20 protein-coding genes are annotated in these 21,993 nt (G+C 73.9%); 6 read left to right on the forward strand and 14 right to left on the reverse strand.

Translation table 11 applies throughout. The annotated features are described in order from the left end of the window. Positions 1 to 30: 30 nt before the first annotated feature. Positions 31 to 513: a rhodanese-like domain-containing protein gene (locus tag ACWD1Z_RS09445; protein WP_451116992.1), complete on the reverse strand. Its 483-nt coding sequence runs from the start codon at positions 511 to 513 to the stop codon at positions 31 to 33. Between the two features lie 159 nt (positions 514 to 672). Between ACWD1Z_RS09445 and ACWD1Z_RS09450 the strand changes: the two genes are divergently transcribed. After that, positions 673 to 1,119 carry an Lrp/AsnC family transcriptional regulator gene (locus ACWD1Z_RS09450; protein WP_351980738.1) on the forward strand — a complete coding sequence of 149 codons (447 nt, stop codon included), beginning with the start codon at positions 673 to 675 and terminating at the stop codon, positions 1,117 to 1,119. A gap of 4 nt (positions 1,120 to 1,123) precedes the next feature. Here ACWD1Z_RS09450 and ACWD1Z_RS09455 read toward each other — a convergent pair whose 3' ends face one another. The 5 genes from ACWD1Z_RS09455 to ACWD1Z_RS09475 form a co-directional block, all read right to left on the reverse strand. Continuing rightward, positions 1,124 to 4,120, reverse strand: coding sequence for an AAA family ATPase (locus tag ACWD1Z_RS09455; protein ID WP_451116994.1), 2,997 nt, complete (start codon positions 4,118 to 4,120; stop codon positions 1,124 to 1,126). After that, the gene (locus ACWD1Z_RS09460; protein ID WP_451116996.1) at positions 4,117 to 5,280 is read right to left on the reverse strand and encodes an exonuclease SbcCD subunit D; all 1,164 of its coding nucleotides are present in this window, start codon (positions 5,278 to 5,280) and stop codon (positions 4,117 to 4,119) included. The genes ACWD1Z_RS09455 and ACWD1Z_RS09460 overlap by 4 nt, the downstream gene beginning before the upstream one ends. Positions 5,281 to 5,383: 103 nt before the next feature. Then, positions 5,384 to 6,010: a YigZ family protein gene (locus ACWD1Z_RS09465; protein ID WP_451116997.1), complete on the reverse strand. Its 627-nt coding sequence runs from the start codon at positions 6,008 to 6,010 to the stop codon at positions 5,384 to 5,386. 44 nt (positions 6,011 to 6,054) lie between these two features. Next, positions 6,055 to 6,597 carry a SixA phosphatase family protein gene (locus tag ACWD1Z_RS09470; RefSeq protein WP_451116998.1) on the reverse strand — a complete coding sequence of 181 codons (543 nt, stop codon included), beginning with the start codon at positions 6,595 to 6,597 and terminating at the stop codon, positions 6,055 to 6,057. A gap of 460 nt (positions 6,598 to 7,057) precedes the next feature. Continuing rightward, on the reverse strand, positions 7,058 to 7,783 hold the full coding sequence (locus tag ACWD1Z_RS09475) for a hypothetical protein (RefSeq protein WP_451117000.1): 726 nt from the start codon (positions 7,781 to 7,783) through the stop codon (positions 7,058 to 7,060). A gap of 165 nt (positions 7,784 to 7,948) precedes the next feature. Between ACWD1Z_RS09475 and ACWD1Z_RS09480 the strand changes: the two genes are divergently transcribed. The 3 genes from ACWD1Z_RS09480 (at position 7,949) to ACWD1Z_RS09490 (ending at position 10,672) form a co-directional block, all read left to right on the forward strand. Then, a complete protein-coding gene (locus tag ACWD1Z_RS09480) occupies positions 7,949 to 8,356 on the forward strand; it encodes a CoA-binding protein (RefSeq protein ID WP_451117001.1) in 408 nt (135 codons plus the stop codon). A gap of 65 nt (positions 8,357 to 8,421) precedes the next feature. Beyond that, a complete protein-coding gene (locus tag ACWD1Z_RS09485) occupies positions 8,422 to 9,423 on the forward strand; it encodes a formylglycine-generating enzyme family protein (RefSeq protein ID WP_451117003.1) in 1,002 nt (333 codons plus the stop codon). A 25-nt stretch (positions 9,424 to 9,448) separates the two neighbouring features. Next, positions 9,449 to 10,672 carry a 4-hydroxybenzoate 3-monooxygenase gene (locus ACWD1Z_RS09490; protein ID WP_451117004.1) on the forward strand — a complete coding sequence of 408 codons (1,224 nt, stop codon included), beginning with the start codon at positions 9,449 to 9,451 and terminating at the stop codon, positions 10,670 to 10,672. Between the two features lie 24 nt (positions 10,673 to 10,696). Here ACWD1Z_RS09490 and ACWD1Z_RS09495 read toward each other — a convergent pair whose 3' ends face one another. Further along, on the reverse strand, positions 10,697 to 11,056 hold the full coding sequence (locus ACWD1Z_RS09495) for an ArsR/SmtB family transcription factor (RefSeq protein ID WP_389417560.1): 360 nt from the start codon (positions 11,054 to 11,056) through the stop codon (positions 10,697 to 10,699). Positions 11,057 to 11,160: 104 nt separating this feature from the next. On the opposite strand from ACWD1Z_RS09495, the gene ACWD1Z_RS09500 reads away from it, so the two are divergent. Continuing rightward, entirely contained in the window at positions 11,161 to 12,201 is a 1,041-nt protein-coding gene (locus ACWD1Z_RS09500) for a cation diffusion facilitator family transporter (protein WP_451117005.1), read from the forward strand. 2 nt (positions 12,202 to 12,203) lie between these two features. Here the strand turns inward: ACWD1Z_RS09500 and ACWD1Z_RS09505 are convergent, their stop codons facing one another. The 3 genes from ACWD1Z_RS09505 to ACWD1Z_RS09515 form a co-directional block, all read right to left on the reverse strand. Then, a complete protein-coding gene (locus ACWD1Z_RS09505) occupies positions 12,204 to 12,761 on the reverse strand; it encodes a YbaK/EbsC family protein (RefSeq protein ID WP_451117007.1) in 558 nt (185 codons plus the stop codon). Between the two features lie 30 nt (positions 12,762 to 12,791). Further along, positions 12,792 to 13,364 (reverse strand): XRE family transcriptional regulator, encoded by a 573-nt coding sequence (locus tag ACWD1Z_RS09510; RefSeq protein WP_451117008.1) that lies wholly within the window; start codon positions 13,362 to 13,364, stop codon positions 12,792 to 12,794. A 288-nt stretch (positions 13,365 to 13,652) separates the two neighbouring features. Continuing rightward, positions 13,653 to 14,417, reverse strand: coding sequence for an acyltransferase (locus ACWD1Z_RS09515; RefSeq protein ID WP_451117010.1), 765 nt, complete (start codon positions 14,415 to 14,417; stop codon positions 13,653 to 13,655). Positions 14,418 to 14,521: 104 nt separating this feature from the next. On the opposite strand from ACWD1Z_RS09515, the gene ACWD1Z_RS09520 reads away from it, so the two are divergent. Beyond that, positions 14,522 to 15,046: a gamma carbonic anhydrase family protein gene (locus tag ACWD1Z_RS09520; RefSeq protein WP_451117012.1), complete on the forward strand. Its 525-nt coding sequence runs from the start codon at positions 14,522 to 14,524 to the stop codon at positions 15,044 to 15,046. Between the two features lie 53 nt (positions 15,047 to 15,099). On the opposite strand, the gene ACWD1Z_RS09525 is transcribed toward ACWD1Z_RS09520, so the two are convergent. The 4 genes from ACWD1Z_RS09525 to ACWD1Z_RS09540 all read right to left on the reverse strand — a co-directional run bounded on the left by ACWD1Z_RS09525 (position 15,100) and on the right by ACWD1Z_RS09540 (position 21,749). Next, the gene (locus tag ACWD1Z_RS09525) at positions 15,100 to 15,777 is read right to left on the reverse strand and encodes a DedA family protein (RefSeq protein WP_451117014.1); all 678 of its coding nucleotides are present in this window, start codon (positions 15,775 to 15,777) and stop codon (positions 15,100 to 15,102) included. A 77-nt stretch (positions 15,778 to 15,854) separates the two neighbouring features. Continuing rightward, a complete protein-coding gene (locus ACWD1Z_RS09530; RefSeq protein WP_451117016.1) occupies positions 15,855 to 17,399 on the reverse strand; it encodes a carboxylesterase/lipase family protein in 1,545 nt (514 codons plus the stop codon). An 11-nt stretch (positions 17,400 to 17,410) separates the two neighbouring features. Beyond that, the gene (locus tag ACWD1Z_RS09535) at positions 17,411 to 19,879 is read right to left on the reverse strand and encodes a beta-glucosidase (RefSeq protein ID WP_451117018.1); all 2,469 of its coding nucleotides are present in this window, start codon (positions 19,877 to 19,879) and stop codon (positions 17,411 to 17,413) included. Between the two features lie 217 nt (positions 19,880 to 20,096). Beyond that, positions 20,097 to 21,749, reverse strand: coding sequence for an RICIN domain-containing protein (locus ACWD1Z_RS09540; protein ID WP_451117020.1), 1,653 nt, complete (start codon positions 21,747 to 21,749; stop codon positions 20,097 to 20,099). Between the last annotated feature and the right edge of the window lie 244 nt (positions 21,750 to 21,993).

Below are 21,993 nucleotides of genomic sequence, written 5' to 3' on the forward strand. Positions count from 1 at the left end.
GGTGTCCCCGGCACCTGTGGGCGGGCGCTGTCAGCAGCCGCAGTCGTCGCTGTCGACCGGCGCGGTGAGCGGGTCGGCGGCGCCGCGGGCGGGACCCTGCCAGGTCTCGTACGCGAAGCCCTCGCGGGCCCAGTACTCGAAGCCGCCGAGCATCTCCTTGACCTGGAAGCCGAGTTCGGCGAGGGCGAGGGCGGCCCGGGTGGCGCCGTTGCAGCCGGGGCCCCAGCAGTAGGTGACGACGGGCACGGACTTGTCGAGGAGCTGCTCGGCCTGCTCGGGAATGAGCGCGGTGGGCAGGTGGACGGCGCCGGGGATGTGGCCCTGGTCCCAGGAGGCGGTGGACCGGGAGTCCAGGACGACGAACCCGGGATCGCCGTCGGCCGCCAGGGCGGCGGCCACGTCGGAGACGTCGGCGTGGAAGACCAGGCTGGCGCGGAAGTAGGCGGCGGCCGCGGCCGGGTCCGCCGGGGCCACCCGCAGGAGGGGGTTGACGGCGGTGGTGACGCTGCTCATGGTCGAGCCCTTCTGTGGTCGCTCCTTCGTCGGTCTCCGCGGTCGCGGCCGCCCCGAAGGCTCCTGACCAGAAATCTACGGCCGGAAGATCAACTCCCTGAAGGGGCGATCCCCGGCGCTCCTCTTGATCGGCCGGGGAATCCCCTGTTAGCTCCGGCCATGACCACGTATTCACCGGACGCCACCGACTGGCGCATCCTCGATGTCCTCCAGCGCGAGGGCCGGGCCAGCTTCGCCGAGCTGGCGCGGGCCGTGTCGATGTCCGCGAGCGCGGTCACCGAGCGGGTGCGCAGGCTGGAGGAGGCCGGTGTCATCCAGGGCTACTCGGCCGTGGTGGCGCCGGAGCGGCTGGGCCTGCCGATCCTGGCCTTCGTCCGGCTGCGGTATCCGACCGGCAACTACAAGCCGTTCCACGACCTGGTCGCCGTGACGCCGGAGATCCTGGAGGCGCACCATGTCACCGGCGACGACTGCTTCGTGATCAAGGTCGCCGCCCGCTCGATGCGCCACCTGGAGGAGGTCTCGGGCAAGATCGGCGCGCTCGGCTCGGTGACCACGTCCGTCGTCTACTCCTCCCCGCTGCCCCGCCGCCCGCTGGGCCGGTAGCCGCTCAGCCGGCGCCGCGCTGCCGCAGGGTCGATCCCGAGCGGCCCTTCACGACCTCCAGCTGGGCGTGGATGCGCCGCCGCAGATCGGCGACGTGGCTGACGATGCCGACGCTGCGGTCGCGTTCCCGCAGGGAGTCGAGGACGTCGAGGACCTCGTCCAGGGTCTGGTCGTCGAGGCTGCCGAAGCCCTCGTCGATGAAGAGGGTGTCCAGGCGCACCCCGCCGGCCTCGTCGGTGACCACGTCCGCGAGGCCGAGGGCGAGGGCCAGCGAGGCGAAGAAGGTCTCACCGCCGGAGAGCGTCGCCGTGTCCCGCTCGCGCCCGGTCCAGGCGTCGACGACATGCAGCCCGAGACCGCTGCGGCCGCGTCCGGCGCGGTCGTCGGAGTGGACGAGGGTGTACCGGCCGGACGACATGCGCAGCAGGCGTACGGTCGCGGCGGCGGCCACCTGTTCCAGGCGGGCGGCGAGGACATAGGACTCCAGGCGCATCTTGCGCTCGTTGTCCGCCGAGGTGCCCGCGGTGAGCGCGGCCAGGCGAGCCACCCGGTCGTACTGGGTGCGCAGTGGCGCGAGCCGCCGTGCGCCCTGGGTCGAGCGGGCGGAGAGCCGGTCGAGTTCGGCGCAGCGCCGCTCGGCGGCGTCCCGCGCGGAGGCGGCGTCCCGCAGCCTCCGGCCCGCCTCGGCCGCGGCCTCCTCCGCCCCCGCCAGGTCGGCGGCGGGCCGCTGGGCGGCGGCCGTCGTGTCGGCCTCCGCGAGGACGGCTCGTACGGCGGCCTCCTCGGACTGCCAGGCGTCCAGGCGCCGTTGCAGTTCCCGGTGGGCGGTGTCGTCCAGGAGGGCGTCGGCGGCGGCCTGCGGTGTGTCGAAGCCCGCGCGGAACGCGGCGTCCGCGAGGCGCGCGTCGGCGGCCTTGAGCCGCTGCGCGCTGTCCTCGGCGGCGCGGGCGCTGTCGGCGGCGTCGGTGAGCAGAGCGACCCGGCGCTCCAGCTCGGCGGCGCGGGCGGCCACGCTCTCCAGGGCGCCGCGCGCCTCGGTCAACACCGCTTCCAGGGAGTCCCGTTCGCGGTCGAGGCGGTCCCGGTGGCCGATCCGCGCGGCAGTCCTGACCTCCGCCTGCTGACGTGCCGCCACCCGCCGCTCGTGCTCCTGCTCGGCGCGGCGCAGTTCCTCGTGCGCGGGGTGCAGCGCGGAGGCGTCCCGGCGGGCCTCGGCGAACAGGCGCTCCAGCTCCGCGACCTCGTCGGCGAGTGCGGGGGTGGGCGTGTCCCCGGCCTCGGCGGTGGCGGCGGCCAGCGCCTCGCGGACGACGCCGAGCCGCCGTTCCCGCTCGGCCTGGCGCTCCTCCGCGGCCTGGAACGCGGCGAGCGCCGTCTCCTCGGCCTCGCGGTCGACGTGTCCGGCGTCCTTGCGGGCGGGCGCGGGGTGCTCGGTGGCGCCGCAGACGGCGCAGGGCTCGCCGGCGGTGAGCTGGGCGGCGAGTTCGGCCGCGATGCCGTTCAGGCGGCGCTCCTTCACCTCCAGCCAGTGCGCCTTGGCGGCCAGCGTGTCGTCCTGCGCGCGGCGGGCCCGGTCGGCGGCGGTGCCGGTGTCCTCCGTCAACTGGTCGCGCAGTCTGGCCGCCTTGAGCCGTCCGGCCGCGGACTCCCGCTGGACGGCGAGCTGTTCGGCGCGGGTGGCGGCCTCCTGGGCGCTGTCGATCCGCGCCTGGAGTCCCGCGCGGGTCGCGTCCCATCCGGCGAGCCAGCTCTCGGCTTCCTGGAGGATGTCCTCGTCGGCCCGCTCCTGGCGGTCCAGCCCGGTGCGCTCCTCGGCGAGTTCGGCCAGCCGTCGCTCGGCACGGCGGGCCGAGTCCAGGCCGCCCAGCTCCTCGGCGGCCCGGCGCGCGGCGGCCGCGAGTCCGGCGGCGCCCGCGTCGGCGAAGGCGGCCGGCAGCAGGCCACGCGTGTGGGCCCGGGCCGCCGACGCCCGCCGGTGTTCGGCCTCGGCGGCGTCCCGCAGCTCCAGGGCGGGGGCCACCGCCTCGGCCTTGCGGGCCCGCTCCATCCGCGCCTGCGCCGCGCGGTGGCCGTCGGCCCGCTCCTCCAGTGACCGCGCCCGCTCCCGCGCCTCGGCGAACCTGCGCTGCAGCCGGGCGGTTTCGCGTACGTCGGCCAGCGCGCGCTCGGCGGCGGCCTGGGCGGACTCGGCGGCGGCGAGGCGGCAGTGGGCGACGGTCAGTTCCTCGCGGGCGGTGCTCCGGGCCACGGCGGCGGCGCCCAGGACGGCCTCGGCGAGTCCCGGTTCGCCCGGCGTCAGCTCGGGCAGCTCCATGGCGTCGCCCGCCGCCTGCTGCATGCGGTGGGCGTCGGCCAGCAGGGCGGCGTCGCCCTCGCGGACCTCCGCCTCGGCCGCGCGGCGGCGCTCGGCGAGGCGCTTTTCGACCTCGGCGAAGCGGTGGGTGTCGAAGAGCCGGCCGAGCAGTCGGCCGCGCGCCTCGGCGTCGGCGCGCAGGAAGCGCGCGAAGTCGCCCTGGGGCAGCAGCACGACCTGGCAGAACTGCTCGCGGCTCATGCCGAGCAGCTGGGTGATCTCCTCGCCGATCTCCTGGTGGGAGCGGCTGAGGTCCTTCCAGGCACCGGTCGTGGCGTCGTACTCGCGCAGCCCGCTCTGTGCCTTGTCGACCGTCGTACCCGGCCGGTTGCCCTTCTTGGGGCGCTCCCAGGGCGGCTGCCGGGTGATCTCCAGCCGGCGTCCGGCGACGGTCAGTTCGAGGGTGACGGACGTGCGGGTGCCCGGCGCGGCGTGGTCGCTGCGCAGGGTGAGGCCCTGGCCGCTCTGCCGGGCCCCGGGCACCGCGCCGTACAGCGCGTAGCACACGGCGTCGAGCACCGAGGTCTTGCCCGCGCCGGTGGGGCCGTGCAGCAGGAACAGTCCGGCCGCGGACAGGTCGTCGAAGTCGACGCTCTGGGAGCCGCCGAAGGGGCCGAAGGCGGTGATGTCGAGGCGGTGCAGCCTCATCGGGTCACCTCCCGCACCACCGCGTCCGCGCGCACGGTGTCGAACGTGTCCCGCAGCACCCCTTGCTCGGCCTGGTCCGGTCCGGCGCCGCGCACATGGGCGACGAAGTCCTCGGCGATCTGCTGGTCGCTGCGTCCGGCCAGCCGTCTGGCGTAGGAGACGTCCGGGTCGTCCGGGGCCCGGTCGGGGTCGAAGACGAGGCTGAGGGTGTGCGGGAAGCGCTCGGTGAGCCGGGCCATGGGGTCGGCCGGACGGACCGCGTCGGTGAGGGTGGCCTCGATCCAGGCGTCCTCGTGCCGGGCGAGGGCCGGGTCGGCGAGCAGGTGCGCCAGCTCCCCCCGGATCCGGGCGAGGGCGCGCGGCGCGGGGCAGTCGATCCGCTCGGCGGTCACGGCGCCGTGGGCGTCCAGGTCGACCAGCCACATGGTCTTGCGGTGGTCGGCCTCCGAGAAGGAGTACGCCAGCGGGGAGCCGGAGTAGCGCACGCGCTCGGTGATGGTCTGGCAGCCGTGCAGATGCCCGAGCGCCGCGTAGTCGACGCCGTCGAAGACGCCGGCCGGGACCACGGCCACCCCGCCGACGGTGATGTCCCGCTCGCTGTCGCTGACCTCGCCGCCGGTGACGAAGGCGTGCGCCAGTACGACGGAGCGGGTGCCCCGCGCGCGTGCGGCGAGGTCTGCGCGGACGCGGTCCATCGCGGCGGCCAGCACCGCCTCGTGCCCTGCCTTCTCCACCGCGAACTCGTCCTTCACCAGGGCCGGTTCGAGATAGGGCAGACCGTAGAAGGCCACCTCGCCGTGGCGGTCGGCCAGCACCACCGGTGTCCCGCACGCCGAGGGTTCGGTGCGCAGATGGATGCCCGCGCGGTCGATGAGCCCGGCGCCGACGCCGAGCCGGCGGGCCGAGTCGTGGTTGCCGGAGATCATCACCGTGGGCACACCGAGGTCGGCGAGGCGGTGCAGGGCCTGGTCGAACAGTTCCACGGCGGCGAGCGGCGGCACCGCGCGGTCGTACACGTCTCCCGACACGAGCACCGCGTCCACCTCGCGCTCGCGCACGGTGGTGACGAGGTGGCCGATGAACTCGGCCTGGGCGCCGAGCATGTTCACGCGGTGGAACGCCCGGCCCAGATGCCAGTCGGAAGTGTGCAGGAGCCTCATGATCCCCGAAGACTAACGGCCGGGTCTGACATCACGGGCGGTTACTCCCGTATCAGCCCGTCATGACCGCACCGGACAACGCCCGTTGCGTCCGATTCCTCCGTTATGCGTCTCCATATGTCTCTCCCCCGAGCTCGAACCGGGCCGTCCCCGCGGACGCGTCGGCGAGCCAGGACCGGAAGGTGTCCACGTCGGCGTCCGGGAGGCCGATGTCGAGGGTGACGTGCTCGCCGTAGCGCACGTCCCGTACCTCGCGTCCGGTGGCGCGCAGGTCGTTCTGGATCTTCCCGGCGCGCTGGTGGTCGACGGTGACGGTGGCGAGGCGGAAGCGGCGGCGGGTGAGCGTGCCGAGGCTGTCCAGGGCCTCGCCGACGGCACCGCCGTAGGCCCTGATGAGGCCGCCCGCGCCGAGCTTGACGCCGCCGTAGTAGCGGGTGACGACGGTGACGACGTACCGCATGTCGCGGCGCAGCAGCATCTGGAGCATGGGGACGCCCGCGGTGCCGCCGGGTTCGCCGTCGTCGCTCGCCTTCTGGATGCCGGCGTCGGCGCCGATGACGTAGGCGTAGCAGTTGTGGGTGGCGTCGGCGTGTTCCTTGCGGACGGCCGCGATGAAGTCCTGGGCCTCCTGTTCGGTGGCCGCCGGGGCGAGGGCGCACAGGAAGCGGGAGCGGTTGACCTCGGTCTCGTGCACGCCCGCGTGGGCCACTGTGCGGTACTCGTCCTGCATCCGGTCAGCCTATGTCAGGCGCTGTCAGGCGCTGTCAGGCGCTGTCAGCGCTTCTTCCCCCGGGGCACGGTGAACCAGGTCAGCAGGGCGGTACCTGGGGTCAGGGCGGTCCAGTCGGTGCCGCGCCAGGCCAGGACGGCGACGGCGGAGGTGGGGAACTTCACCCTCACCTGCTCCAGCGCATCGTCCAGGCTGTCCCCGGCCAGCTCGACCACCAGTTCCTCCAGCCCGGGGTTGTGCCCGACCAGCAGCAGCGTCTCCACGGCGGTGGGCGTCTCGTGCACGGCGGCGAGCAGCTCCGGTACGTCGGCCGCGTACAGCCGCGGCTCGTAGCGCACCGGAGGCGGGGTGCCCCACTCGGCGAAGGCCAGCTCCCAGGTCTGCCGGGCGCGTACGGCGGTGGAGCACAGCGCGAGGTCGGGCAGCAGGTCGGCATCGGCGAGCGCCCGGCCCGCGGCGGGGGCATCCCGCCGCCCGCGCGGGGCGAGCGGCCGCCGGTGATCGGGCACCCCGTCGGGCCACGCGGACTTGGCGTGCCGCAACACCACGAGCCGCCGCAACGGGCCCGTCCCGGGGCGCGCGATCATTCGGGGGCTCCTGGGGCGGGGATCGGACCCGGCCGGCCGGCGTCAGTCAGGACGCGGTCCGAGACGCGGTCCAGGACGCGGTCCGAGATGGCGGCACCCCGGCGACGCTGATCGGACACGCCCGCACGACGCAACGGGCCCGCCCCGAGGCACACGATCACGCTGGGGAACCCAGGTCGCTGGGACGGCCCGGACCGAACGGCCGCCCGACCCGCGACGGGCGCCATCCCGCGGCACCGATCGAGCACGCACCCAGACCACGACCGCCGCAGCTCGACCCAGCGACCCGTTCCGATGCACGCGATCACGTCCGCGACCCCAAACCGCAGGGACGTTCCAGGCCGAACGGCCGGCCGACCCGCGACGGACACCGTCCGGCGGCGCCGATCCGGCATCCCCTCACGCCGCACCCTCCACCGCGCCACCCAGCAGCCCCGCCGCCCCGTCCCCGTGTACGCGGTCATTCCGGGGATCCCAGGTCGCGGGTGAGGTCCAGGCCGAGGAGGCGGTCGGCGTAGGCGTAGGTCTCGAAGCGGGCGCCGTGCGGGAGGTCCGGGTCGGTCTCGACGCGGGCCAGCAGCCGCAGTACGCCGGGCAGGTCCAGGTCGTCCTCCCAGGCGCCGCGCAGGCCGGTGCGCACCTCCTCTGGGACGGGCCGGGAGGGGTGCCGCGCCCAGGACGCGACCGCGCGCCGCCAGCGGACGAGCGTGTCGTGGGCCTCGGTCAGGGCGGCCGTGTCGAGCCGTACCGGCCGGTCCCGGCGCCGGCTGAGCAGGGCGAGGCGCAGGGCGACGGGGTCGGCACCCGTGAGCGGCGCGGGTGACGTGGCGTGGACGGGCGCGACGTGGACGCGGACGCCGTCCGGGGCCGGGCCGTCCTCCGGCACGACATGGATGACCTGCTTCTCACCGAGCCCACGGCCGGCCTCACGGCTGTCCTCCAGCGGGCGGATCCCCAGGGCCGCGGCCCCGGCCCGCAGCTCGGGCTGTTCCCGGTCGCCGTGGAGCACCGCCCAGACCGGGGTACCGCCGAGTTCCAGCGCGCGGACGAGGAGATCGGCGACGAGGAGCACGCGGAGAGCGCCGGTGTCGAAGCCCGGCGCGTGGGCCTCGACGCGGGTCAGTCCGCGCCGGGTGGGCGCGGCCTCGACGGGGACCCCCGTTCGGGAGTCGATGATGCGCAGCACTCCCCGAGCCTAGGCGGGCGCGCGCCCCGGCGCAGCACGCGGCGCGGGTTTCCGGACAGGCAGCGGCGCATCCGCCCGAGAAACCGCACCTGGGCCCGGGAATCTCCCCGCCCCCTTGGCCGTTGAGCGGAGAACAGGCACGTCATGAGGTCGAGGAGGCCCTGGGTGTACGGCGACGAAGCGACGGTCCGCAAGATCCTCACCGAGCTGGGCGACACCTGGGCCGTGGTGGGTCTGTCGTCGAACCAGCGGCGAGTGGCGTACGGCGTCGCCCAGGTGCTCCAGCGTTACGGCAAGCGCGTGGTGCCGGTCCACCCCAAGGCGGAGACGGTGCACGGCGAGCAGGGTTACGCCTCCCTCGCGGACATCCCCTTCGACGTGGACGTGGTCGATGTCTTCGTCAACAGCGAGCTGGCGGGGCCGGTGGCCGACGACGCCGTGGCCAAGGGGGCCAAGGCGGTGTGGTTCCAGCTCGACGTCATAGACGAGGCCGCGTACGACCGCACCCGGGCGGCCGGCCTGGAGATGGTCATGGACCGCTGCCCGGCCATCGAGATCCCCCTCCTGCGGTGACGTTCACGTGCAGGGCGGAGGCAGGGTCCGCGCCCGCCCGCTCGTCCGCCCACGAGGAAGCATCGATGCCCGAGCCCCTCTCCCCCACCCGCTGCTGCATGCCGTCGTCCGGAACCGGCGGCCCGCTCAACCCGCCACCGCGGACCGCCACAGACCGCCCCACCCCCACCGACGGCCGCCCCGCCCCCACCGACGGCCGCCCCACCTCCACCGACGGCATGATCCTGCTCCCCGGCGGCGAGTTCCTCATGGGCGCCGAGGACTCGGAAGGCTTCCCGGACGACGCCGAGGGCCCGGTCCGGATGGTGCGGCTGCAGCCCTTCCGTATCGACGCCTGCGCGGTGACCAACGACGACTTCGCCGCCTTCGTCACCGACACCGGCCACCTCACCGACGCCGAGCGCCTGGACTGGTCGTACGTCTTCGCCGGGTTTCTGCCCGCCGCGCTGCGCCGGGGCGCCCCGCGGCCCGAGCGGACGCCCTGGTGGTGCGCGGTCACGGGGGCGGCCTGGGACCGGCCGGAGGGCCCGGGCAGCGATCTCGCCGGGCGCGGCGACCATCCGGTGGTCCATGTCTCCTGGTACGACGCCGCCGCCTACGCGGACTGGGCGGGCAAGCGGCTGCCCACCGAAGCCGAGTGGGAGTACGCGGCCCGCGGCGGGCTCACTCAGCGCCGCTACCCGTGGGGCGACGAACTCGAACCGGACGGCACCCACCGCTGCAACATCTGGCGCGGCACCTTCCCCACCAGGAACACCGCAGCCGACGGCTACTCCGGCACGGCTCCGGTGACCGCCTTCGAGCCCAACGGCTACGGCCTGTACAACACTTCGGGCAACGTGTGGGAGTGGTGCGCGGACCGGTGGTCCACGGAGCATCGCGCCGGGGAGCAGGGCGGGGCGGTCGACCCGGCCGGCCCGGCCGAGGGCACCGCCAAGGTGATCCGCGGCGGCTCCTACCTGTGCCACGCCTCCTACTGCAACCGCTACCGGGTGGCCGCCCGCAGCGCCAACACCCCGGACAGCTCCAGCGGCCACGCGGGATTCCGCTGCGCGGCGGACGCCTGAGTCCCGGCACACACATAATGCTCGGGTGACTTCCCTCCCCACCCACCCCGACTCCGATGCCGCACACCGCTTTCCGGTCGTCATCGTCGGCGCGGGACCGGCCGGGCTCACCATCGGCAACATCCTGCGCGCCGCCGACGTGGACTGCCTGGTCCTGGAGACCGAGAGCCGTGAGTTCATCGAGCGGCGGCCGCGGGCCGGCGTCCTGGAGGAGTGGGCCGTACGCGCGCTCGACCAGCGCGGCCTCGCGGCGAACCTGCTGGCCCACGGCCAGGTGCACAACGAGTGCGAGTTCCGGTTCGCCGGACGGCGTCACCGCTTCGAGTACGCCGAGCTGACGGGGTATCACCACTACGTCTATCCGCAGCCGTTGCTGGTGACGGACCTGGTGCGGGAGTACGCGGACGTGCGGGGCGGCGCGATCCGCTTCGGCGTGCGGGAGGTGGAGCTGCACGACCTGGACTCGGGCCGCCCCTCGGTGTCGTACACGGACCCCGGTTCGGGCCAACGGCACACCGTGCACTGCGACTTCGTCGCGGGCTGCGACGGCGCGCGCGGGGTGAGCCGGGACGCGCTGCCGCCCGGCCGCGCGCACGTCTCGCGCTACGACTACGGCATCGGCTGGCTGGCGCTGCTCGCCGAGGCGCCGCCGTCCAACGACTGCGTGGTGTTCGGGATCCATCCGCGCGGATTCGCCGGGCACATGGCCCGCAGCCCCGAGGTGACCCGCTACTACCTGGAGTGCCCGCCCGGCGACGACCCGGAGAACTGGTCCCACGAAAGGGTCTGGTCCGAGCTCCAGCAGCGGCTCGGCGCGGCCGGCGCACCCCGGCTGACGGTGGGACGACTGATCGAGAAGCGCGTGCTGGACATGCACAGTTACGTCGTGGAGCCCATGGCGTTCGGCCGGCTCTTCCTGGCCGGGGACGCGGCCCATCTCACCGCGCCGATCGCGGCCAAGGGCATGAACCTCGCCCTGCACGACGCCTTCCTGCTCGGCGACGCCTTCGTCGCACAGCTCACCAAGGGCGACCGGAGCGGCCTGGACGGATACTCGGCGGCCAGTCTGAGCCGGGTCTGGGACTACCAGGAGTTCTCGCAGTGGCTGTCGGAGGTGTACCACGGCGCCTCCTCCGGCGACCCGCATCGCGCGGGCACCACCCTGGCGCGGCTGCGCCGTCTGCTCGGCTCCCCGTCCGCGGGACTCGCCTTCGCCGAGCAGTACTTGGGCAAGAACACGTACGACTAGGCCACAAGCACCCGTACTGCCAGGTCAGTCGTGCGGGGGCCGGTCGCCGATCCGGTGGTCCGCCACCTTCAGCGCCTCCTCCACCAGCCGCCGCAGATGGCCGTCGTGCAGGGAGTAGATCACCCGACGGCCTTCCTTGCGCGTGTTCACCAGACCGGCGAGCCTCAGCCGTGCCAGATGCTGGCTGACGGCGGGCCGGGCCGCTCCGCATGCCTCCGTGAGCGTGCTGACGTCGGCCTCTTCCCGGGTCAGCGCGTGCAGCAGGGCGAGGCGGGTGCGGTCGCCGAGGAGGGCGAGGAGTTCGGCGGCGAGGGCGAACTGTTCCTCGCCGGGGGTGCGCGGGTGCGCATCGTGCGCAGATGACAGGTGCATGCGTGCGCTCATACGCACATAATGGCGCCGTGGACCGGGTAAGTCCACGACCGTCACCGGAACCACCGCACCGGAACCACCCGTCACCGGAACCGCCGTCACCGCAAGGGGGCCCCGTGAGCCACCCGCACCACCATCCGCACCCCCATCCGCACCCCCACCCTCATCACCACCCCCGCCGCCACCGCATCACCCACCTCCTCAGGCCCCACTCCCACGACACGGCCGACAAGCTCGACAACGCCCTGGAGTCCTCGGCCCGCGGCATGCGCGCGCTGTGGGTGTCGCTCGCGGTGCTGGGCGCGACGGCACTCGTCCAGGCGGTCGTCGTGGCGATGTCCGGCTCGGTGGCCCTGCTCGGCGACACCGCGCACAACACCGCCGACGCGCTGACCGCCGTACCCCTCGGCATCGCCTTCGTGCTGGGCCGCCGCGCGGCGACCCGGCGCTTCACCTACGGCTACGGCCGCGCGGAGGACCTGGCGGGGCTGGTGATCGTGCTGTCCATCGCGGCGTCGGCGGCGTTCGCCGCGTGGACGGCGTTCGACCGGCTGCTGGACCCCCGCCCCGTCCAGCATCTGCCCGCGGTCGCCGCGGCGGCGCTGGTGGGGTTCGCGGGCAACGAGTGGGTGGCGCGGTACCGGATCCGGGTCGGCCGGGCGATCGGCTCCGCCGCACTCGTCGCGGACGGTCTGCACGCCCGTACCGACGGATTCACCTCGCTCGCGGTGCTGCTGAGCGCGGGCGGGGCGGCGCTCGGCTGGCAACTGGCCGACCCCGTCGTCGGGTTGGCGATCACCGCGGCGATCGTGCTGGTGCTGCGGGACGCGGCGCGGGAGGTGTTCCGGCGGGTGCTGGACGCCGTGGACCCGGCCCTGGTGGACCGGGCCGAGCGGGCGGTGCGGGAGGTGCCCGGGGTGCGCGGGGTGGGCGAGCTGCGGCTGCGCTGGATCGGGCACCGGCTGCGCGCGGAGGTCGCGGTCGTGGTGGACGGCGAGGCGACGGTACGGCAGGCCCACGCGATCGCGGTCGACGCCGAGCACGCCCTGCTGCACGCCGTCCCCCGGCTCACCGCGGCCCTGGTCCACGCGGACCCGGCGCCCGTGCCCGGCGAGGCGGACCCGCACCTGCCGCTGGCCCACCACACGGCGGCCTGAGCTCAGACGAGCCCGAGCCCCTCCAGTACGACGGCTCCGGGCAGCTCGGCGAAGGCCTTGCCCGGCACCAGCAGCTTGCCGCGCCGGCGTCCGCTGCCGACGAGGACGTAAGGAAGGTCGACCACGGCGGAGTCCACCAGCACCGGCCAGTCGGCGGGCAGTCCGATCGGGGTGATGCCGCCGTACTCCATGCCGGTCTCGCCGGTCGCGGTGTCCATGGCGGCGAAGGAGGCCTTGCGGGCGCCGAGTTGGCGGCGGACGGCGCCATTGACGTCGACGCGGGTGGTGGAGAGCACGACACAGGCGGCGAGTGTGGTCTCGCCGCCGCGCTTGCCCGCCACCACGACACAGTTGGCGGACTGCTGGAGCAGTTCCTGGCCGTAGTGCTCGACGAACACGGCGGTGTCGGCCCATTGCGGGTCGGTGTCGACGTAGACGATCTGGTCGGCGGGGACGCCGCCGCTCCAGTGGCGTACGGCGTCGGCGACGGGGGCGGTCAGCTCGTCGAGGCAGTCGGGGGCGGGGATGGCCCGGTCGAAGTGTCCGATGGGTGCGCGCATGGCCGCACGGTAGCAAGCGTGCGGCACGGCTCAGTTCACGGGCGGGACGGAGACCGCCATCACCATGCGCATCGACGCCTCGCCGGTATTGCCGTACGTGTGCGGGGCGTTGGCCTCGAAGGAGGCGGTCGCGCCCGCCGGGACGCGGTACTCCACGCCGTCCACGGTGAGGGTCAGCTCGCCCTCCAGGACGTGGAGCAGTTCGGCCGTGCCGGTCGGATGCGGGTCCGAGGTGCTGCTCTCGCCGGGCATCAGCCGCCACTCCCACAGCTCCAGCGGTCCCGGTGCCTCGGTGCCGGCGAGGAGGAGGTTGTAGCTGCCGGTGTCGGTGTGCCACAGCCGTACGGCCTGGTCGGCGGGGACGATACGGACCTGCGGGCCCTGCTCGTACTCCAGCAGCGTGGTGATGCTCACGCCGAGTGCGTCGCCGATCTTCACGACCGTGCCGAGGCTGGGGTTGGTGCGCGCCTGCTCGATCTGGATGAGCATCCCGCGGCTGACGTTGGCCCGCGTGGCGAGCACGTCCAGGGTGAAGCCGCGTACCGCACGCCAGTGCTTGACGTTGCGGGCCAGGGACTGGGTCAACAGGTCGAGGGCCGACACGTTCCGTCCAACGTTTGGTCCATCACAGTGAATGACACGGTTCAATTTACTGCACTACGGTGAGGTGCACCCGATCGTGCACCGAACTGTACTGCGAGGCGCCCCCGTGACAGCGCCGCCGGGGTGGTCGGACCGGTCGGGCGATGTTCGCCTTCTACAAGGCGCTCGCCCTCGGCCCGATGGGCGTGGCGTCCCCGCTGTGCTCGCTGAGCCCCACACCGGGACCGGCGCACACTCCCGCCCCGCCGACTGCCACCACGCCCACGCCCCGGCTCTGCACCCCTCCGCTCACCCCTCCGCCTCCCACTGCGCCAGTCGCGCCACCGACTCCTCGTCCAGGTCCGCCAGGGCCGCCAGTTGCTGCGAGGTCACGCCGTCCGGTATCGGGACCGGTGCCGGTGTCCGCAAGGGGGGCTGCCAGCCGTCCGTGGGGGTCCAGCGGCGTACGACCCGGGCGGGCGCCCCCGCCACGACCGCGTGGTCGGGGACCGCCCCGCGGACCACGGCGCCGGCCGCCACGACCACGTTCCGGCCGATCCGCGCGCCCGGCAGGATCACCGCGCCGGTGCCGATCCAGCAGCCCGGTCCGATCGACACCGGCTCCATCCGCGGCCACTGCTTGCCGATGGGCTCGTGCGGGTCGTCGTAGGAGTGGTTGGTGGACGTGACGTAGACGTACGGGCCGAAGTAGCAGTCGCTGCCGATGGTGACCGTGGTGTCGGCGATGACATGGCTGCCCCGGCCGAGGACGACACCGTCGCCGATGCGCAGGATCGGCTCGGGGCCGAGGTCGAGGTCGGGCATCAGGCCCGCGGTCAGCGTGACCTGCTCGCCCACGATGCAGTGGGAGCCCAGCTGGATCCACGGTTCGCCGAAGACCGTGCCGAGCGGAAACGCCAGGCGGGTGGCCTCGCCGATCGCGCCGAAGTGGAAGCGCCCCGGCCGCTCGGCCGTCACCGAGCCGGTGCGCTGCACCCAGGCCCAGCCGGCGTGGACGGCCCGCTGCGCCACTCGGCGACTCCAGGATGAGAACGTGTTCTTGCTCTTCGGCACGCGCTCACCGTACTGAGCGTCCGGCGCCCCGATGAGCCGGAGGGCCTGTGATCTTCACCCCAACCGGTGGCGTACGGTGCCCTGAGTCACATGACCGGGAGGCGATGATGATCAAGGGAATCGGCGGCCGGGAGCCGAAGGTGGACGAGGACGTCTTCGTGGCGCCCACCGCCTCGGTGATCGGCGACGTGACGCTGCGGGCGGGGGCGAGCGTCTGGTACGGCGCCGTGCTGCGCGGTGACGTCGAGCGGATCTCCGTCGGCGCGAGCAGCAACGTGCAGGACAACTGCACCCTGCACGCGGACCCCGGTTTTCCGGTCACCGTGGGGGAACGTGTTTCCATCGGGCACAACGCCGTGGTACACGGGGCGACCGTGGAGGACGACTGCCTCGTCGGGATGGGGGCGACCGTGCTGAACGGGGCGGTGATCGGGGCGGGATCCCTGGTCGCCGCGCAGGCCCTGGTGCCGCAGGGGATGGTCGTACCGCCCGGCTCGCTGGTGGCGGGAGTCCCGGCGAAGGTCAAGCGCGAGCTGACCGAGGAGGAGCGGGCCGGAATCTCCCTGAACGGGACCATGTACGCGGACCTGGCCGGGGCCCACCGGGACGAGCACGGCCGCGACGGCTAGAACACGCGGGGTGCGGGGCCGGTCGCCCAGTGCCCCGCGCTCCCCGCTCCGCCCTACTCCCCCGCGCTCACCGGCTCCGGCCGCGCCGCCCCCGCCCCTGCCGACTGCGGCTGCGGCTGCGGCTGCGGCTGCGCCCGCTTCGCCTTGCGCTTCAGGATCAGGAACGACGTCAGGCCGATCAGGACCGCCGCCACCAGGCCCAGCCACGAGAACCGCTTCAGCCAGGACTCGGCGACCACGCCGACGGAGTAGATGACCGCCGTCGTGCCGCCCGCCCAGAGGATGCCGCCGAGGACGTTGGCCGTGAGGAACTTCCAGTACGGCATGTGCAGGACGCCCGCGAGGGGGCCCGCGAAGATGCGCAGGAGGGCGACGAAGCGGCCGAAGAAGACGGCCCACATGCCCCACTTCTGGAAGGAGCGCTCGGCGGTCGCGATGTGCCCCTCGCTGAAGTGGCGGGGGAACTTGCCGCCCAGCCAGGCCAGCAGTGGCCGGCCGCCCTTGCGGCCGATGGCATAGCCGATGGAGTCACCGATGATGGCGCCCGCGGTGGCGCAGGCGCCGAGGATCACGGGGTCGATCTCACCGTGCTGCGAGGCGAGCAGCGCCGAGGAGACCAGGATGATCTCGCCGGGCAGCGGGATGCCCAGGCTCTCCAGGCCGATGACCACGCCCACCAGCAGATAGATGGCGAGCGGGGGCACCGTTTCGAGCCATTCCTGGACGTGCAACGCCGCTTCCTCTCCTGTGCCGGGCGGGTTCCCGGCGCGCGCTCGTGGGCGAGCGCGCGCCGGGGAAGCCTACCTGGTCAGGGCGACGCCGCCGCGTCCCACAGGTCGCACTGGTGGTCGCCGTACACGGACGTGGTCGGCGCGTTGCCGCCCGCGGACGCCGTCCGCAGCGACAGCACCCGCTCCGGCCCGCCCTCCGGCATGGCGGGCTGTCCGTGGGCGCGGGGCACTCCGGTGCGGACGAAGGAGCCCCAGTACTGGACCATCTGCCGGGCCAGCGCCCGCTGCTCGGCGTTGAGCGGGGTTTTCAGGCCGAAGTGCCTGAAGAGGTACTGCACCTCGTTGACGTGGGTGGCGCCGAAGTCGAAGTCGGTGCCGAGGCCGCGCAGGGAGGCGAAGGGCGGGGAGGTGCGGTCGGCGAACTCGTACGTGTACACGGGGCCGCGTCCGGCCAGCGTGCCGTCGAGCCGGAGCGCGGAGCAGGCGAACATCCGGTCGCCGAGGGCGGTGCCGAAGGCGATCGTCGGGGAGGGGTGGGCGGTCAGCGGGTAGCGGGCGAGCGCCTCCTCGCCGAAGGCGGCCCGCATCACCGCCGGGTACCGCTCGGCCGTGAGCGGAGCGCCCGCCCCGTCGAACCGGCCGAAGGCGAACAGCCGCCCCTCGTCCAGATTGGCGCCGTTCATCACCGGCACCCCGGCCGCCGCTCCGGAGGCGAGGGCCGCGGCGGGCTGCACGGGCAGGAAGGCGCCGCCGGTCACCGGTCCCCAGTCGAAGCCGCCCTGCGCGGCCAGGATCTCGGCGGACGACTTGCCACGCAGACACGCCACCGTCGTGCAGCCGAGCTTCCCGGCGAAGGCGGCGCCCTGTTCCACCGCCGTTTCCCGGGTGCGGGCGGCGCAGTCGTCGTAGGCGCCGCTCTGGATGATGCCCGCCCGGAACAGGCCCTTCGCGGTGGGCGAGGCGAGCTGGGTGCAGACCGAGCGGCCGCCCGCCGATTCCCCCGCGATGGTCACGCGGCGAGGGTCGCCGCCGAAGCGGCCGATGTTGGCGCGCACCCAGCGCAGCGCGGCCTGCTGGTCGAGCATGCCGAAGTTGCCGGAGACGCCGTCCCGGGCCTCGTCGTCGAGCCCGGCCGTGGCGAGGAAGCCCATCGCCCCGAGGCGGTAGTTGACGGTCACGACGACCGTGCCGGTCTGCCGGGCGAAGGTGTCGGGGACGACGTCCTGACCGGCCCCGGCGGTGAGTCCGCCGCCGTGGAACCAGACGAGCACCGCCCGCTGCCGGGAGCCCTCGGGCACGTGGACATTGAGGTCGAGGCAGTCCTCGGTGTGGCTGGGCCGCTCGTACCCGGGATCCCAACTCGCCCCTTGCACACACTTGTTGCCGAAGTCGCGGGCGCCGCGCACGCCTTGCCAGGGGCGGACCGCCCGGGGCTCCTTCCAGCGCAGCGCGCCGACGGGCGCCTCGGCGTACGGGATGCCGAGGAACTGCCGCCCCTCGGCGGTGCGTTCACCGCGCACCAGCCCCGCCTCGGTCCGTACGACCGGCCCCCGCTGTCCCTCGGCCGCCTGCGCCGGGGCGGGGACGGTCACCGCGGCCGCGAGGGCCGCCAGTGCTGTCACGACACGACGTATCACCCGTGCACCTCCACACTCGTACGAAGCCGCAGATCCCCCGCGGACGCCCCCACCCACACGCTGCGCCGCCCGGTGCCCAGCACCCAGTCGTGGCGGGCCGCGTCCCAGGACGACAGTGTCCGCGCCGCGACCCGCACGGTCACCCGGCGCCGCTGTCCCGCGTCCAGCGCGAGCCGCCGGTATCCGCCCAGCACCCGTACCGCCTGGTCGAGTTCCAGGTCGGGCGAGCGGCCCACGTACACCTGCGGTACCGCGATCCCGGCGCGCCGCCCGGTGTTGCGGACCGTGAAGCGCACGTCGAGGCCGCGCCGGTTCCACTGCGCGGAGACGTCCTCGTAGGTGAAGGAGGTGTACGACAGGCCGTGCCCGAAGGGGAACAGCGGGCGCTCGCCCTCGGCGTCGTACCAGCGGTGTCCGGCGTGGACGCCCTCCGAGTAGACCTCGGTGCCGTCGACGCCCGGGTAGCGGCGCGGGTCCCCGGCGACGGGATGGCGGTCGTCGTCGACGGGGAAGGTCTGGGTGAGGCGGCCGCCGGGATCGCAGTCACCGAACAGGACGGCGGCGGTGGCGGCCGCGCCCTCCTGGCCCGGGTAGTACATCTGGAGCACGGCTCCCGTGCGCTCCAGCCAGGGCATCGAGGTGGCGGAGGAGGTGTTGAGGACCACGGTGGTGCGCGGGTTCGCCGCCGTCACCGCCTCGATCAAGGCGGCCTGCTGACCGGGGAGTTGGAGGGTGGTGCGGTCCTGGCCCTCGGTCGCGTCCTCGTAGGCGAACAGGACCGCCTGGCGGGCGCCGCGCGCGGCCCGTACGGCCTCGGCGACGTCCTGGGCCCGGGTCGCGCTGGTGATGCGGCGCAACCGGAACTCCTGCCCGGTGTCCCCGCCCGGCGCGGTGATCCTCAACCGGTGCGGGCCCCGGGCGAGTTCGACCGTCTTGCGGCGTACGGACATCCCGTCGGCGGCGGTGGTGACGTACCCGCCCATGAAGTACTCGCCCCAGCCCGGCACGAGCGGGAAGAGCTCCTCGCCGTCGAGGACCACCTTCGGCCGGATCGTCGGCGCGCCGGAGTAGTGGATGACGAAGGTCCACTCGTCGTCCTCGTCGACGGTGAGCGTGCCGTCGTACGACCAGGTCCGCCCGGCCTCGACCCGCTTGCCCTCGCTGGCGAAGCCGGGGCTGAGCGCCGCGGCGGGGAGGGGCTTGCCGAAGATGTCCTCGCCCAGGGCGTGGGTCACCCGGCCGCCGCGGGCGCGGAGGGCGTCGAGCGGGCTGTCGGCGTGGTCGGGCACGACATGGGCGCTGCCGCCGCCGCTGATGAAGGGCAGGGAGCCGGGCTGGCCGATCACGGCGATGCTGCCGCCGGTCAGCGGGAGGGTGCCGCGCTCGTTGCGCAGCAGGGTGGCGCCCGCCTTGGCGACCTCCAGAGCCACGGCCGCTCCCGCCCGGCTGTCGCGAGCGGGTCTCGGCGGCGCGCTGCCGTCGAGGAGACCGAACCGGTCCATCACGGACAGGATCCGGCGTACGGCCCGGTCGACGTACCGCTCGGCCACGCTGCCGTCGCGCACGGCCCGCTTCAGCGCCGGGCCGAAGTGGGTGCCGTCCGGCATCTCCAGGTCCAGGCCCGCGGTGAGGGCCTTGTGGGTGCTGTGGGCGGCGAACCAGTCGGTCATCACCAGGCCCGCGAACCCCCACCGGGTGCGCAGGATGTCGGTGAGGAGGGTCTTGTTCTCGCAGGCGTAGGTGCCGTTGACCTTGTTGTAGGCGCCCATGACCGCGCCGGTGCCGGCGCCGACGGCGGCCTCGAAGCCGCGCAGTTCGACCTCGTGCATGGTCTGCTCGTCCGCCCGGACGTCGACGGTCTCGCGGTCCCGCTCCTGGTTGTTCAGGGCGAAGTGCTTGACGGTGGCGACGAGTCCCTCGCCCTGGATGCCCTCGATCTCGGCGGCCACCAGGTCGGAGGCGAGCAGCGGGTCCTCGCTGAAGGTCTCGAAGTTGCGTCCGGCGTACGGGGTGCGGATGAGGTTGACCATCGGGGAGAGCAGGACGTCCTGGCCGAGGGCGCGGCCCTCGTGCCCGATGACCCGGCCGTAGCGGCGGGCCAGCTCCGGGTCGAAGGCGGAGGCCAGCAGGACGGGTGCGGGCAGGGCGGTGGCATGTGCGGTGACCCGGACCCCGGCCGGGCCGTCGGCCAGGCGCAGGGGCGGGATGCCCAGGCGTTCGACGCCGGGGAGGTAGCCCGCCTGGCCGAGCGGGGCGGGGTCGGTGGCGCCGTGCAGGAGGGAGATCTTCTCGTCGAGGGTGAGCCGGGCCAGGAGGCTCTCGACGCGCCGCCCGGCGCTCGGGCCGGGTCGGCCGTGCGCGTGGGCGCTGGACAGGGGGATCGGTCCGCCGGTCGCCGCGGCGGCGACGGCGACGGCGCCGCCCACCAGCCGCAGGGCGGATCGCCGGGAGACAGTGTCGGTCATGGCAGCCGTCACTCCTTCGGTGTGCGGGCACGACGATGTGAACCGCGGTGCGCTGGAGCGCCCGGTCTGTCTTCGCCCTTTGAACGCACTATGCGTCAATCGGACTTGACACCCCGTGAGCGACGCCACCGGCGCGTCGGAAACGTAGGACCGACGGTGACTCGTGTCAATAAGCCGAACAGAGAAGGGGCCACCCCAGTGGGGGTGGCACTGTGGTCTAGGAGAGCGGCGAGCCCAGCGGCTCGGTGACCGCGGAGAGGGTGTCCAGTGCCTCGGCGGGGAGGGCGGCGGCCCCGTCCACGAGGCCGGCCTGAGCTGCGGGTTCGGGTTCTGTACGCGTATCGGCCGGGGCGACGCGGGTCTCGTACGGCTCCTGTTGCCGGCTCCGGTCGGGAGTCCCCCGCTCCTCCCTCACCTCCGGGGTGCCGAACTCCCACCGCTGGTCCGCGGATCCGTCCCGCCCCGCGACCGTCACACCCTTTCCGTCGCCGGGGGCCACGACTCGATCCTGGTCGCCGCGGAGCAGGAGCTCGCCGTGCACGGTGAGGTCGTGGCGCACCTCGCCGGCGTGCACCAGGCAGTCGTCGAGCACGACCGCGCCCTCCTCGGCGCGGGAGTTCAGGCAGAGGGCGGGATCGGCGGCGCTGCGCAGCAGGCCGTCGCTTCGGTAGGACCACCGCTGGGATCCGGCGCCCGAGCAGCCCGCGAGGACGGTCGCCACGCCGGGCCGGGGCGCCGCGCCCTGGAGGTCGAGGCAGAGACCGGTGCCGAGGTTGCGCAGTCGGCCGTGGCCCAGTTCCGGGGAACGGCTCGCGGAGGCGTGGTCCGGCGTCGGCGGCTCGGTGGCCGCGCCCCACGTGGCGTGCGGAGCGGGGACACCGTTGTCATCCGTCCAGCCTCCGCTGATCAGGACCGTCGCGAGCAGGGCGAGGGAGGTCAGCCCGACACCGACGACGACCTTGGTCCGCCCGGCGGGCCGGGTCGCCTTCCGTGCCGCGGCGGGCCGGTGGCGTCCGCCACGCGCGCGTGCCGACGTCGCCGGGCGCTCGTCCGCGCGGCCGGGGCGGGAGTCCAGATAGCGCCGGGCGCCCCAGCCGAGGACCGTCTCGGCGAGCAGCTCCTCCAGGCCGCCCTCGAAGTGGCTGAGCTGTTCGGCGGCCTGCCGGCAGTAGCGGCACTCGGTCAGGTGCCGCTGGACATCGGGCAGCAGCGAACCGCCCCGGCGGATCGGGACGTCGAGGAGGCGGTTGTAGAAGCGGCATTCCCGGGTGGGCGCGAGTTCCTGGTGGGCGCGGACACAGGCGGTGCGGAATTGCTCGCGCGCCCGCTCCAGCGCGGCCGATGCCGTCACGCCGTCCACGCCCAGTAGACCGGCCGGTACGGTTATGGGTTCCGCCTCGACCTCGGTGTGCCACAACAGGCATTGTGAAGCGCCCGGGAGGGCCCGGAATGCGCGTTCGGCGAGCCGTCGCCTTTCGGGGGTCACGGACCTCGCCGCCCGAAGCCCACGGGCTCCGGTCGTTTTACGGAGCTCCGGAAGGACGGCGGAAATCCTTTCGTCGGCCGCCCACTCCTTGACCGTCTCCCGTACGGCCATGAGGAGTTGGGGACGCAGCGCGCCGCCGGCCGGCTTGCCGAGGACCCGGTGGAAGGCGTTCGCGGTCACCATGGACGCCGGGCTACCGGCCACGGCCAGGCAGATCACGGCGTAGTCGTGGGCGGCCCGCCAGTGCCGGGCCATCAGCAGCGGAACACCGTCGGCACCGGCACCCGGCGGTGCGAGACGGGCGAGGAGATCACGGTCGGAGTCTTCGAGGCGCAGTCCTGGGCGTGGCGGGTACGGGGGGCGTGGGGGGTAAGGGGATTGCACGGAATCATTTCCTTCCAGGCCGCTTGCGGCACACCCCGTGAGGGGGCGCTCACTTTCGCACAAACGACTGACGGGAAACAAGGAGTTCGATGGCCCCGTGAGCCAAGTCCCGCGGAACGCAGAATAGTTACCGGCGGTATCCGCACCGGCATTCGAAGCTGTGGTCCGAACCAATACCGAAGGTGTGCGCACGGCAAGGGGATTACCGCACGGATTCTCCGCGCATGACACAAAGGGCCCCCAC

The sequence above is a fragment of the Streptomyces sp. NPDC002784 genome (assembly GCF_053592135.1).